Origin of the sequence: Arsenophonus endosymbiont of Bemisia tabaci Q2, from assembly GCF_902713415.1 — a bacterium.
Taxonomy (GTDB): domain Bacteria; phylum Pseudomonadota; class Gammaproteobacteria; order Enterobacterales; family Enterobacteriaceae; genus Arsenophonus.
Genome location: NZ_CACTIE010000014.1, coordinates 1 through 12,527, shown reverse-complemented (window position 1 = coordinate 12,527; position 12,527 = coordinate 1). Strand labels below are relative to the sequence as shown.

Below are 12,527 nucleotides of genomic sequence, written 5' to 3'. Positions count from 1 at the left end.
AATCTAACGCGATACAGATGCAGAGCCAATCCGAAATTGCTTCGCTGTTTCTCGGATACTCAACCCTTCTTCTTTCATCGTAAATATCACTTTACTTCTAAAATCAATTGAATAGCTCATATAAATAATGTCATCAAAATTAAGTCGCTTAGCTATACTGGTTGCGAAACACAATCTGGTCGCGTACCGACAAAAAGTCCAACAATATTAGCCTGATTTAATGCCTGTTGATATAACGCCTTTAAAATTGAAACTTCAGCATAAGTATTGGTATAAGCTTGAAAATAAGCCAGATAACGTTGAGCACGATGGATTTTTTACTTTTTGCGCAATCTGTTGCTGGATGGAAAATTGCTGTTGCTGCTAATCGGAAAAAGAAGCAACATTGCAAAAGGTACAGCCGCCACGTCCCTAAGGAGCCATCACGATTAGGGCAATTAAAACCACCGTGCAAACTGATCTTATGAATTTTTTTCACCATAGCGGCGCTGAAGATCAGCGTTAAAAATAGTAACAACATCATTTAACTGCATAAAATAACAATTAATTAGCGGTATCTAATTGGGCAAAACTTTTCACCAAATCATCGATAGCTTTAACCTGTTCAAGAAATGGCGCTAATTTTGCTAATGGCAGTGCTGATGGCCCATCACATTTTGCGTTAGCCGGATCAGGATGCGCTTCCAGAAATAATCCCGCTAAACCGACTGCCATACCCGCTCTCGCCAACTCACCAACCTGTGCACGGCGACCGCCGGAAGCAGAACCAAAAGGATCACGACATTGCAATGCATGAGTAACATCAAAAATAACCGGAGAACCCTTTGATACATTCATCATGATATTGAAGCCTAACATATCGACAACCAAATTATCATAACCAAAGTTTACCCCACGATCACAGAGAATAACTTTTTCATTACCTGCTTCTTTAAATTTATCAACAATATTTCCCATTTGTCCAGGGCTTACAAATTGGGGTTTTTTAACATTAATGACTGCACCGGTTTTGGCCATCGCTTCAACCAAGTCAGTTTGCCGGGCTAAAAAAGCCGGTAGTTGAATAACGTCAACCACCTCAGCAACCGGTGCCGCTTGCGCTGGCTCATGAACATCCGTAATTACTTTAACGCCAAATGTTTGTTTGATTTCTTGAAAAATTTTCATTCCTTCTTCAAGCCCAGGGCCGCGATAGGAATGAATCGAAGAACGGTTCGCTTTGTCGAAGGAAGCCTTAAAAACATAAGGAATGTTAAGCTTGTCCATTACGGTGACATAATGTTCGCAAATCTTCATTGCCAAATCGCGCGATTCAAGCACATTCATACCACCAAATAATACAAATGGTAGATTATTTGCCACTTTGATATTATCAATGGCGACTACTTTATATTGCATGCTTTTACCCTTTCTATGACAGCAAATTGGTGACGATTTTTAATGATCAATGCAATATAATCTGCTGCCCTTCTATTGAATAGATTTGCATTTTTATCATTTCAGAAACAGGATCTTCTGGACATTGCTCAACAAAATAATTTAAATCAGAAATGGCAACATGATTACATTCAAGATGAGCAAAAATAAGTCCTCTATCACGTATTTCATAAGGATCTTTCGGATCAAAAATTAATAATGTTTCACAAACTCTTAGCGCTTGTTCCATTTTTTTTTCTTCCATCAACGCTGCTTTTATTGTATCAAACATTTTTCGTATGATAATTCTATGCGCAGTTTCTTCTATGTCTTTTCGCGTCAGATGAGCAAAAGGGCTAATTGTTCCCTTGACCCATAAATCAAGCATCTGCTCGGTGAGCGTTTCACCATTTATCGGGTTAATATACCAATAAGTACCATCTTCTCGGCGAACACATAGAATAAGCTGAGTCAGAAAAATAATCGGTATCACCGGCAACTGCAATTGAGTGGCAACATGCAAAAAAATTGTCCCCAATGAAACAGGTGCCCCCTGTCTTGCTATTAGCACTTTATCCAGCCAAAGGGCGTCAGAAAGCGAATAAACCCCCGTTACACCGCTAAAAAGCCAGTCTCGATAAAACAACTTTAGTAATATAGATACTTGCGTTTCTATATCATCATCAGCTTGTATTGTTTGTCTTGCTTCGGCAACTAGAAGCCTAAGTTGTGCATTCACTTGTTCAACAGGAAAATCTGGCCGAATAATCCGTGAAACAAGTATAATACCTTCGCTCAGTGGTGCTTTATTAAATTCAAAATCAGCTATGGTTTTCATCACATTTCCATTGACCTACTGTAATACGATCATTAGCACCATAATCCTGAAAAGTTACTACCTGTTGATAATGATGACAGGAAAATAACTGCCTTACTTGCCTTCCCTGCAACCACCCGTGTTCGAGTAAAAGCCATCCCTTATTAGCTAAATAATTAGACGATTGTTCAATTATCAATTGAATATCAGCCAACCCATGATTAGCCGATATTAATGCTGTTTTAGGTTCAAAACGCACATCACCTTGTTGTAAATGTGGATCATATTCATCAATATAAGGTGGATTACTGACAATCATATCAAATTGCTGAATAAGTAGTGAACTAAACCAATTACTTTTGCAAAATTGGATATTATTAATTACCAAATTATTTGCATTAAGTTGGGCTAGCGTAATTGCCGCATCACTAATATCGATACCAACTATCTGCGCTTGTGGACATTCTGATGCTAAAGCTAACGCCACAGCACCGGTACCCGTCCCCAAATCTAATATTTTTACTGCTTGCTTTTCTGGTAATAATTGTAATGCTCGCTCAACTAAGCACTCTGTATCCGCACGAGGTATTAACGTAACAGGTGAAACTTTCATTGGTAACGACCAAAACTCTTTTTCTTCTACTAAATAGGCGATAGGCTGACCCTTAGCCCGACGAGCTAATAGATGTTCAAGCTGTTGTTGTTGCTTAACGGTTAATTCTGTTTCGCCAAATGCAATAAGGAAAGTCCGTGTTTTTCCGGTTATATATTGCAACAAAATTTCAGCATCACGTTTAGGGCTATCACTATGGCAAAGTTTATTAGCCGCATAGGCTAACCAATACTGATAATTCATTAATCCTGCTCTGATAAAGCAGAGAGTTGATCTGCTTGATATTCGTTAATAATCGGTTGAATTAACATATCTAATTTTCCCTCTATCACTTCATCTAAACTATAGAGAGTTAAATTGATACGATGATCAGTAATGCGGCCTTGGGGAAAATTATAAGTTCTGATCCTATCAGAACGATCACCTGAGCCGAGTAAATTACGGCGCTCAGACGCTTCTTCTTCACGGCGTTTTTGCACTTCCGATGCACGAATACAGGCAGCTAAAACTGACAGCGCTTTGGCTTTATTTTTATGCTGAGAACGTTCATCCTGACACTCGACCACAATTCCAGTTGGAATATGGGTAATACGGATCGCGGAGTCAGTGGTATTAACATGCTGTCCGCCAGCGCCTGATGAACGAAAAGTATCAATTCTTAAGTCACTAGGGTTGATATCCGGTAGCTCTGTTGCTGGAATTTCAGCTAGAATGGCTACTGTACAAGCAGAAGTATGAATACGCCCTTGAGATTCAGTCTCCGGTACGCGCTGGACACGATGTCCCCCTGACTCAAACTTTAGACGACCATATACACTATCACCAGAGACTTTGGCGATAATTTCTTTGTAACCACCGTGTTCTCCTTCACTGGCATTCATAACTTCAATCCGCCAGCGACGGGATTCAGCATAGCGGCTATACATTCTAAAAAGATCACCGGCAAATATTGCCGCCTCATCACCACCGGTACCGGCGCGAATTTCTAAAAAGCAATTTTTTTCATCATCAAGATCTTTTGGTAACAATAAAATCTGTAATTGTTGTTCAAATTCCTCATTACGCTTTCTCGCTTCTTTTAATTCGTCCTGAGCCATCTCGCGCATTTCAGGATCATGCAATAATATTTCAGCCGTCTCAATATCTTTCTGAATGGTGCGCCATAACTGAAAACATTTGGTTACATCTGTTAACTGCGCATACTCATTAGACAACGCCCGGAAACGCTCTTGATCTGCGATCACTTCAGCATCAACCAGGTGTGCTTGAATTTCTTCGTAGCGTTCCTGCAATGCTTCTAACTTAGCAATTATTGAAGACTTCATTCGTTATGTTAGACCTTACTAAAGATAGTTTAATTTTTCTCCAGTCCTAAGCTATCTTTTAAAATATTAAGACGGTGAATATCACCATCTGTCGCTGCTTGCTGGAGTGATTTGGTTGGTGTGTGGATCAGGCGATTCATTAACTGATAGGTCAATTGATTGATCACTTGCTCGCTATCTGCACCATTTCGAAGCGAAGCAAGTGCTTTTTCTGCCATTTCGGCCCTAATTTGCTCTGCCTGACCACGATAATCACGAATTGTATTGACTGATGACTGAGAACGCAACCAATCCATAAAATAAGCACTTTCTTGCTCAATAATAAGCTCAGCCTGAACTGCCGCCATTTTCCGTTGTTCGACATTGCGCTGCACAATCCCATGCAAATCATCAACGCTGTAGAGATAAATATTATTTAATCTGTCAACATCAGGTTCAATATCTCGCGGAACAGCAATATCAATCAGCAACATCGGCTTATTACGGCGGACTTTCATTGCCCTTTCAACCAGCCCTTTACCAATGATCGGTAAAGGGCTGGCAGTAGAACTAATTACAATATCCGCGTCGGCTAAACGGGTATCAATTTCAGCTAAAGTGATCACTTCCGCACCAACATGATTAGCAAAACGTGCAGCGCGTTCTCGAGTTCGGTTAGCGATAATCAAATGTTTAGCATGATGTTCACGCAGATGGCGCGCGGCCAGTTCGATAGTCTCGCCGGCACCGACCAGTAAAATATGCAATTCAGACAGTGATTCAAAAATCTGACGAGCTAGCGTACAAGCGACAAAAGCAACCGAAACCGCATTAGCACCAATTTCGGTTTTCGTACGAATACGTTTAGCAACTGAAAATGAGCGTTGAAATAAACGATCCAACTCACTAGATAACTTTGTATAGTGCTGAGATTTAGAAAATGCTTTTTTCACTTGACCTAAAATTTGCGGTTCACCTAAGACTAATGAATCTAATCCACTGGCAACACGCATTAAGTGGCTAACAGCAGCATTATCTTGGTGCCAATAAATACTTGTTTTAACATCATTTAAATTTAAACGATGATAGTTACATAACCAATCAATTAATTGCTCTTGTAGGGATTCTTTTGAATCAACGCATAGATAAAGCTCAGTACGGTTACATGTAGAGAGCACAACGCCACTATGAACAAATGGCTGCTGAAGTAAATTATCCAGTGCGTGTTCAATTCTTTCCGGCCCAAAAATTAACCGTTCACGTAACGTTATAGGCGCGATTTTATGGTTTATACCGAGTGCAAGTAATGTCATATTCGCTAAATCAAGTAACTAAATGGTTTCTAAACATCTGTTAAGCAGACAAAAATAAAACCAATAACTTTAATAAGGAAATTTTGAGGTATATTCTACTTTATGCAACTAGGCAATTAAAGATGTTAAACTAAGCAAATGAATATAGCTAAGCGACTTAATTGTGATGACATTATTTATATGAGCTATTCAATTGATTTTAGACGTAAAGTGATATTTACGATGGAAGAAGAAGGGTTGAGTATCCGAGAAACAGCGAAGCAATTTCGGATTGGCTCTGCATCTGTATCGCGTTGGATTAATCAAATAGAGCCAAAAGCATCGACTACGCGTCAGCGAAAAATCGATAAATCCGAGTTGATAAAAGATGTTGAACAATATCCAGATGCTTACCAAAAAGAGCGTGCAGAGCGTTTTGGCGTTTGTCAGAAGGCCATTTGGCAAGCTCTTAAAAAAATGGGATTGACCTATAAAAAACTCTACGTCATCCGAAAGCCGACGAAAACACTCGACAAACGTTTCAACAAAAAAACAACAGTATGAAAAAGAAGGCAAGCATATTGTTTTTATTGATGAAAGTGGTTTTTCACACGATACCCCGCGGACTCACGGCTATTCCCCGAAAGGTCAACGGTGTGTTGGTCTCAAGAACTGGGGAGCTAAAGGAAGAACAAATGTTATCGGCGCTTTATTGGGCACAACGCTGTTTGCTATCGGATTATTTGATATCAATATTAACAGCGATGTTTTCTATGCATGGGTCACCCAAGTCCTTATCCCAGTACTTCCTAAAAACAGTGTAATCATGATGGATAATCCAACTTTTCACAAGAAACAGAGTATTCAACAAGTCATCATCCATGCGGGGCATATGGTGGAATATTTGCCTACTTATTCGCCAGATCTTAATCCAATTGAACATGAATGGGCACAAGCTAAATGCAAAAAAAGAGCGCTCGGATGCGACACAGATATTTTGTTCGCACTCAATATGGTGTAATCAAAATTAAGTCGCTTAGCTATAATTATAATTCGGGCATTTTTCCCAATTGTAGTTACATTTACCTTAATAATTTTCTGATCGACATCAACAAATTAATACCACTTGTGTGAATAGGAAATATTTAATGATACTCATTGCCAAGCAGTTTGCCAGTTTAAGTCACTATTGTTACAAATTTATCCCACTAATTGCTGTTTTTTTGACCGCATGTACATTCAATCAACAATTAACAACTGAAAAAAACGGTTCAATAACCAATCCATTATGGATAAACCACCAGCAGCAACTGGTCAAGTTGACAAAATTTCAAACCCGTGGTGCTTTTGCCTATATTGGCCCAGATAATAAAACCTATGCCAAATTCTTTTGGCAACAATATAGGCTGTCTAATTACCGCCTGTTACTGACCAATCCATTAGGGACAACAGAATTAGAGCTCAATGTAACCCCTGGCGTTACCCAGCTAATGGATAGAGAAGGTAAAAAATATGTCAACCATCATCCAGCACAGATGATTTATCAATTAACAGGTATGGAAATTCCAATTGAAAACCTGCCCTATTGGTTAATCGGTTTACCCACTAATGCCACATCATTCACACTAGACGAAAATGGGCTGTTAAAAACCATCGAATATAGGCAAAATGGCGAAACCTGGCATTTGAACTACCTTGCTTATCATCAGGATAGTCGGCCTAAACTACCTAGCCAGATTGAATTAACACAAGGTAAACAAGGTATTAAGTTAAAAATGGACAGTTGGACGCTAAACGAATGACATTAACTTGGCCCTCCCCAGCAAAACTTAACTTATTTCTCTATATTACCGGCCGTCAAGCTGATGGTTACCATCAACTCCAGACTCTGTTCCAATTTCTTAACTATGGTGATGAAATTACTATCAAACCACGTGAAGATAATCAAATTCGGCTGCTTACACCCTTTACTAATCTGCCAGCAGAAAATAACCTTATTGTTAAAGCAGCGCGTTTATTACAGCGCTATTGCATTGAAGTAGATCGCGCTGATAGTCATCAAGGTGCCGATATTTATGTTAAAAAAAGATTACCCACCGGTGGTGGTTTAGGAGGTGGATCTTCTAATGCAGCAACCACATTGATTGCCTTAAATCACCATTGGCAAACTCATATTGATGATAATACCCTAGCCGAGCTTGGCCGTCAGCTCGGCGCCGATGTTCCGGTATTCGTAATAGGTCATGCCGCTTTCGCGCAAGGCATCGGTGATCAACTTTTGCCAGCCAGTCCTGCAGAAAAATGGTATTTAGTGGCCCACCCTGGAATAAATATTGCTACCCAGCAAATTTTTGCTGATCCGGAATTAAAACGTAATTCCGCAAAACGCTTGTTAAGCCCATTGTTACAAGGGCCATACGCAAATGATTGTGAACCAATCGCAAGAAAACGTTTCCCTCAGGTTGAAGAGCTTATTTCATGGCTGCTAGAATATACATCATCACGTCTTACCGGCACAGGTGCTTGCGTTTTTGCTGAATTCGAAACTGAAGCTGCTGCCCGTAAGGTGTTAAATAAAGCCCCAGAGTGGGTGCAGGATTTCGTTGCGCAAGGCGTTAACCAGTCTCCTTTGCATACATTCCGCGCTGGGATTTCCAGATATCGAGACCATCAATAATAATATTTTTTGGTCGATAATATCTTTATAGACGCAAGCCTGAGGTTTTTTACGTGCCTGATATGAAGCTTTTTGCTGGTAATGCTACACCGGAACTTGCTCAAAGTGTTGCCAACCGACTGTATACGAGCCTTGGCGACGCTCTGGTTGGTCGTTTTAGTGATGGGGAGGTTAGTGTACAAATTAATGAAAATGTCCGTGGTGGTGATATTTTCATCATACAATCAACGTGTGCGCCAACAAACGACAATTTAATGGAGCTTGTTGTTATGGTTGATGCACTACGCCGTGCATCTGCTGGTCGGATCACCGCTGTCATTCCCTATTTTGGTTATGCACGTCAAGATCGCCGTGTACGTTCAGCACGTGTGCCTATTACCGCTAAAGTAGTGGCCGATTTTCTTTCGAGTGTCGGTGTTGACCGGGTCTTAACTGTCGATCTGCATGCCGAGCAAATCCAGGGTTTTTTTGATGTGCCGGTAGATAACGTTTTTGGTAGTCCAATTTTGTTAGAAGATATGCTACAACAAAATCTAGACAATCCGATCGTCGTTTCACCAGATATAGGCGGAGTAGTACGCGCCCGCGCCATTGCCAAATTATTAAATGATACCGATATGGCCATTATTGATAAACGTCGGCCACGCGCAAACGTTTCCCAAGTTATGCATATCATTGGTGATGTTGCTAATCGAGACTGTGTACTGATTGATGATATGATAGATACCGGTGGTACCTTGTGTAAAGCCGCTGAAGCACTTAAGGAACGAGGCGCTAAACGGGTCTTTGCATATGCTACCCATCCCATATTTTCCAGGAATGCCGTCGCTAATATTAAAGATTCAGTCATTGATGAGGTGGTTGTTTGTGACACTATTCCCTTATCAGCTGAAATCAAACAGCTCAATAAGGTTCGCTTATTAACGCTATCAGGCATGTTGGCTGAAGCCATTCGCAGGATCAGCAACGAAGAGTCAATCTCAGCGATGTTTGAGCACTAAATAATAAATTACGCGCTCAGTTAAATTTTTAGCTGCCGCATTTATTAACTTAGTAATACCGAAAACCCTTTGATATTTATCACGGGGTTTTTCTTTACTTTAAGACAGATTACCGACGATGCCGCTCGTCAAGATTTCGCAGCCACCAATAACGATCAGCAATGCCCTCATGACCACTCACTCTGGCACCAGCTAACCAAATCAAAGCTGCAATAAAAAGACTAATCAGTGATATTTCTGCTAAATATTCGGGTAGATCTAATTGAAAAACATGATTGCAAATATTATATGCAATACTGATCACCATAATTGCCATGCCAGTTACCATCAAGCAATTACCTAATAAAAAAGACTGTTTTCTTTTCATATCATACCCTCCAAAATACTTATCACTATGTACAATATTGAATAATAAAAATACCTACTCCTTTGCTATATTATAGTAATAGTTTTCCGACTTAGATTGATGAAATGATTACATTAGATAATATTTTATTCACAAATCTATACATAAAACTATTTTTTTTGAAAAAATAGTAGCCATTATCCAGCTAACCTGATCAACCTATTTTACTGTCATCAAATTTAACTTTTTGTACTCGGTTGTCAGAAAAGGTAAGCTATGTTCTTTAATTAAAACTGCTCAATAGTGAAAGAATATGGTGAGTAACATAAAACTGATCGTCGGTCTGGCTAACCCAGGTTCTGAATACGCGCTGACTCGGCATAATGCAGGCGCCTGGTATGTCGAATTATTAGCCAAACAACATAATCAATTACTAAAAGAAGAAAGTAAATTTTTTGCTCATACCGCGAGGATCAACTTGGCAAACAATGATGTTCGCTTACTGATACCGACAACATATATGAATCTTAGTGGACAATCAGTGTTAGCATTAGCCAGTTTTTATCGTATCAAGCCAGCTGAAATTCTTGTCGCCCATGACGAATTAGATTTAATGCCAGGCACCGCCAAAATAAAATTAGGCGGCAGCAATAGCGGACATAATGGTCTTAAAGATATTCAAAATAAACTAGGCAACAACCCTAATTTTTATCGTTTACGCATCGGTATTGGTCACCCCGGTGATAAAAATAAAGTTTTCAGCTTTGTGTTGAATAAACCCACCCTACAGGAACAAAAATTAATCGATGATACCATTGATGAAGCAATACGTTGCACACCGATTCTGCTTAATGAAGGCGTTAATAAAGCAGTAAATCAGTTACACGCTTTTAAGCCATGGAGTTAATAATACTATTACATCATATCTTCGGCAAGCTAACTTTTACGTGTATAATCATCGATAAATTCATTCATATTTATCAATTAGCGATACGCGATTGAACAGATAAAAACTAAGGTAACATATTTATGGGATTTAAATGCGGTATCGTTGGTCTGCCCAATGTAGGAAAATCAACGCTCTTTAATGCGCTGACCAAAGCCGGCATCGAGGCAGCAAACTTCCCTTTTTGTACTATTGAGCCTAATACCGGTGTAGTACCGATGCCTGATCCTCGTCTTGATCAATTGGCGCAAATTGTCAAACCACACCGAGTACTACCGACAACAATGGAGTTTGTCGACATTGCCGGACTGGTAAAAGGCGCATCTAAAGGCGAAGGTTTAGGCAATCAATTTTTAACTAACATCCGTGAAACTGAAGCGATCGGCCATGTTGTTCGCTGTTTCGATAATGATAACATCATCCATGTTGCCGGCCAGGTTGATCCACTAGCAGATATTGATACCATTAATACTGAATTGGCATTAGCTGACTTAGATACCTGTGAACGCGCTATTCATCGCATTCAGAAAAAAGCTAAAGGTGGCCACAAAGAAGCAAAAATTGAATTAGACATTTTGAAAAAATGTTTACCGCATCTTGAAAACGCAGAGATGCTACGAACTCTAGCATTAACTAAAGAAGAAAAAGCCGCCATCCGCTATCTCAGCTTTTTAACCCTCAAACCAACTATGTATATTGCTAATGTGAGTGAAGATGGTTTTAACAACAATCACGACCTACATGCAGTGCGGGCGATTGCTGAAAAAGAGCGCTCGGTGCTTTTGCCAGTATGTGCGGCCGTTGAAGCCGGTATCGCCGAACTTGATGAAGATGAACGCGACGAATTTATGGCTGAGTTAGGTATTGAAGAACCGGGACTAAATCGTGTGATCCGCGCCGGTTATAAGTTACTTAATTTAAAAACTTACTTCACTGCCGGGGTCAAAGAAGTTCGCGCCTGGACCATCCCTGCTGATGCCACCGCACCACAAGCGGCCGGTAAAATTCATACCGATTTTGAAAAAGGTTTTATCCGCGCCCAGACAATCTCATTTGCCGATTTTATTCACTATAACGGCGAGCAAGGCGCCAAAGAAGCCGGCAAAATGCGCGCCGAGGGGAAAGATTATATTATACAAGATGGCGATGTAATGAACTTTTTGTTTAATATTTGATTCACTCTAGCCAGTTTTATAATCTTTCAACACAATCTATAAAGACGGCAAAAACACTAAAACCCCAGGCAATTTGCGTGGGCTTTTATACTGATTATGGCTTAATTTTTTATGCTAGCTCAATCAAAGCCGAGTGCAAAATTGAGTATCACTATGATTACAACCCTTGGTTACCGGAAGCGTGCCAAAAGTGTAACCTCTTTCCCACAGTGCCTCACAAATTTTTTGCCATACCACGCGATAGACACGATCTGTCGGATGAGCTTTATCTGAAGTAGACACTTTACTGTTATGACCGATAATAATATCGTAATTACAGCTATCAATAAATTGATTGCTGGTTCCAACTTCTTGCACCCCTTCTGATAAATGTAACTTTTCATACAGGTTTGAGATAGATTCTGGTTTCAGTAATGACGCCATATCCACGTACATATCGCCATTATAGCTAAGCGACTTAATTTTGATGACATTATTTATATGAGCTATTCAATTGATTTTAGATGTAAAGTGATATTTACGATGGAAGAAGAGTTGAGTATCCGAGAAACAGCGAAGCAATTTCGGATTGGCTCTGCATCTGTATCGCGTTGCATTAATCAAATATAAATATAGTTAAGCGACTTAATTTTGATTACACCATATTGAGTGCGAACAAAATATCTGTGTCGCATCCGAGCACTCTTTTTTTTGCATTTAGCTTGTGCCCATTTATGTTCAATTGGATTAAGATCTGGTGAATAGGTAGGCAAATATTCCACCATATGCCCCGGATCGATGATGACTTGTTGAATACTCTGTTTCTTGTGAAAAGTTGTATTATCCATCATGATTACACTGTTTTTACGAAGTACTGGGATAAGGACTTGGGTGACCCATGCATAGAAAACATCGCTGTTAATATTGATATCAAATAATCCGATAGCAAACAGCGTTGTGC

At 39.7% G+C, this 12,527-nt stretch carries 18 protein-coding genes and 1 pseudogene; 9 read left to right on the top strand and 10 right to left on the bottom strand.

From position 1 onward, the window contains the following. Nucleotides 1–3: 3 nt before the first annotated feature. The 7 genes and pseudogenes from ARSQ2_RS12170 to hemA all read right to left on the bottom strand — a co-directional run bounded on the left by ARSQ2_RS12170 (nucleotide 4) and on the right by hemA (nucleotide 5,463). Nucleotides 4–120, bottom strand: coding sequence for an IS630 transposase-related protein (locus ARSQ2_RS12170; RefSeq protein WP_238334238.1), 117 nt, complete (start codon nucleotides 118–120; stop codon nucleotides 4–6). A 35-nt stretch (nucleotides 121–155) separates the two neighbouring features. Beyond that, nucleotides 156–533, bottom strand: a pseudogene (locus ARSQ2_RS01225) (TIGR01212 family radical SAM protein); the annotation flags it as partial. 10 nt (nucleotides 534–543) lie between these two features. Beyond that, complete coding sequence (gene kdsA / locus ARSQ2_RS01220) at nucleotides 544–1,398, bottom strand: 3-deoxy-8-phosphooctulonate synthase (RefSeq protein ID WP_181994090.1); 855 nt, start codon at nucleotides 1,396–1,398, stop codon at nucleotides 544–546. Nucleotides 1,399–1,444: 46 nt separating this feature from the next. Further along, the gene (gene sirB1, locus ARSQ2_RS01215) at nucleotides 1,445–2,254 is read right to left on the bottom strand and encodes an invasion regulator SirB1 (protein WP_129109790.1); all 810 of its coding nucleotides are present in this window, start codon (nucleotides 2,252–2,254) and stop codon (nucleotides 1,445–1,447) included. Continuing rightward, nucleotides 2,238–3,089: a peptide chain release factor N(5)-glutamine methyltransferase gene (gene prmC, locus ARSQ2_RS01210; protein ID WP_181994089.1), complete on the bottom strand. Its 852-nt coding sequence runs from the start codon at nucleotides 3,087–3,089 to the stop codon at nucleotides 2,238–2,240. The genes sirB1 and prmC overlap by 17 nt, the downstream gene beginning before the upstream one ends. Beyond that, nucleotides 3,089–4,171, bottom strand: coding sequence for a peptide chain release factor 1 (gene prfA, locus ARSQ2_RS01205; RefSeq protein ID WP_181994088.1), 1,083 nt, complete (start codon nucleotides 4,169–4,171; stop codon nucleotides 3,089–3,091). Before prfA ends, prmC begins: the two co-directional genes overlap by 1 nt. 29 nt (nucleotides 4,172–4,200) lie before the next feature. Continuing rightward, nucleotides 4,201–5,463, bottom strand: coding sequence for a glutamyl-tRNA reductase (gene hemA, locus ARSQ2_RS01200; RefSeq protein ID WP_181994087.1), 1,263 nt, complete (start codon nucleotides 5,461–5,463; stop codon nucleotides 4,201–4,203). Nucleotides 5,464–5,643: 180 nt separating this feature from the next. Here hemA and ARSQ2_RS01195 point away from each other — a divergent pair, with 180 nt between their 5' ends. Genes ARSQ2_RS01195 through prs form a run of 6 tightly spaced genes read left to right on the top strand, consistent with a single transcriptional unit; the run spans nucleotide 5,644 to nucleotide 9,120 of the window. Further along, a complete protein-coding gene (locus ARSQ2_RS01195) occupies nucleotides 5,644–6,006 on the top strand; it encodes an IS630 transposase-related protein (protein ID WP_181994086.1) in 363 nt (120 codons plus the stop codon). Next, on the top strand, nucleotides 5,933–6,463 hold the full coding sequence (locus ARSQ2_RS01190; RefSeq protein WP_338078220.1) for an IS630 family transposase: 531 nt from the start codon (nucleotides 5,933–5,935) through the stop codon (nucleotides 6,461–6,463). Before ARSQ2_RS01195 ends, ARSQ2_RS01190 begins: the two co-directional genes overlap by 74 nt. Further along, the gene (locus ARSQ2_RS01185) at nucleotides 6,403–6,576 is read left to right on the top strand and encodes a hypothetical protein (protein ID WP_181994085.1); all 174 of its coding nucleotides are present in this window, start codon (nucleotides 6,403–6,405) and stop codon (nucleotides 6,574–6,576) included. The genes ARSQ2_RS01190 and ARSQ2_RS01185 overlap by 61 nt, the downstream gene beginning before the upstream one ends. Before the next feature lie 14 nt (nucleotides 6,577–6,590). Further along, nucleotides 6,591–7,244, top strand: a complete 654-nt coding sequence (gene lolB / locus ARSQ2_RS01180; RefSeq protein ID WP_181994092.1) for a lipoprotein insertase outer membrane protein LolB — start codon at nucleotides 6,591–6,593, stop codon at nucleotides 7,242–7,244. Continuing rightward, the gene (gene ispE, locus ARSQ2_RS01175) at nucleotides 7,241–8,119 is read left to right on the top strand and encodes a 4-(cytidine 5'-diphospho)-2-C-methyl-D-erythritol kinase (protein ID WP_181994084.1); all 879 of its coding nucleotides are present in this window, start codon (nucleotides 7,241–7,243) and stop codon (nucleotides 8,117–8,119) included. The genes lolB and ispE overlap by 4 nt, the downstream gene beginning before the upstream one ends. 53 nt (nucleotides 8,120–8,172) lie before the next feature. Continuing rightward, complete coding sequence (prs, locus tag ARSQ2_RS01170) at nucleotides 8,173–9,120, top strand: ribose-phosphate diphosphokinase (RefSeq protein ID WP_181994083.1); 948 nt, start codon at nucleotides 8,173–8,175, stop codon at nucleotides 9,118–9,120. Between the two features lie 109 nt (nucleotides 9,121–9,229). Here the strand turns inward: prs and ychH are convergent, their stop codons facing one another. Beyond that, nucleotides 9,230–9,487 carry a stress-induced protein YchH gene (gene ychH / locus ARSQ2_RS01165; protein WP_181994082.1) on the bottom strand — a complete coding sequence of 86 codons (258 nt, stop codon included), beginning with the start codon at nucleotides 9,485–9,487 and terminating at the stop codon, nucleotides 9,230–9,232. Nucleotides 9,488–9,782: 295 nt separating this feature from the next. Here ychH and pth point away from each other — a divergent pair, with 295 nt between their 5' ends. Further along, on the top strand, nucleotides 9,783–10,373 hold the full coding sequence (gene pth / locus ARSQ2_RS01160) for an aminoacyl-tRNA hydrolase (protein WP_181994091.1): 591 nt from the start codon (nucleotides 9,783–9,785) through the stop codon (nucleotides 10,371–10,373). A 122-nt stretch (nucleotides 10,374–10,495) separates the two neighbouring features. Continuing rightward, the gene (gene ychF, locus ARSQ2_RS01155) at nucleotides 10,496–11,587 is read left to right on the top strand and encodes a redox-regulated ATPase YchF (protein ID WP_181994081.1); all 1,092 of its coding nucleotides are present in this window, start codon (nucleotides 10,496–10,498) and stop codon (nucleotides 11,585–11,587) included. A gap of 123 nt (nucleotides 11,588–11,710) precedes the next feature. On the opposite strand, the gene ARSQ2_RS01150 is transcribed toward ychF, so the two are convergent. Then, nucleotides 11,711–12,010, bottom strand: a complete 300-nt coding sequence (locus ARSQ2_RS01150; RefSeq protein WP_181994080.1) for a hypothetical protein — start codon at nucleotides 12,008–12,010, stop codon at nucleotides 11,711–11,713. Nucleotides 12,011–12,067: 57 nt separating this feature from the next. Between ARSQ2_RS01150 and ARSQ2_RS01145 the strand changes: the two genes are divergently transcribed. Continuing rightward, on the top strand, nucleotides 12,068–12,196 hold the full coding sequence (locus tag ARSQ2_RS01145; protein WP_181994079.1) for an IS630 transposase-related protein: 129 nt from the start codon (nucleotides 12,068–12,070) through the stop codon (nucleotides 12,194–12,196). Here ARSQ2_RS01145 and ARSQ2_RS01140 read toward each other — a convergent pair. Further along, nucleotides 12,187–12,527 (bottom strand): transposase (locus ARSQ2_RS01140; protein WP_181994078.1); only part of this gene is annotated, 341 nt, incomplete at its 5' end. The two genes, ARSQ2_RS01145 and ARSQ2_RS01140, sit on opposite strands and share 10 nt — an antisense overlap.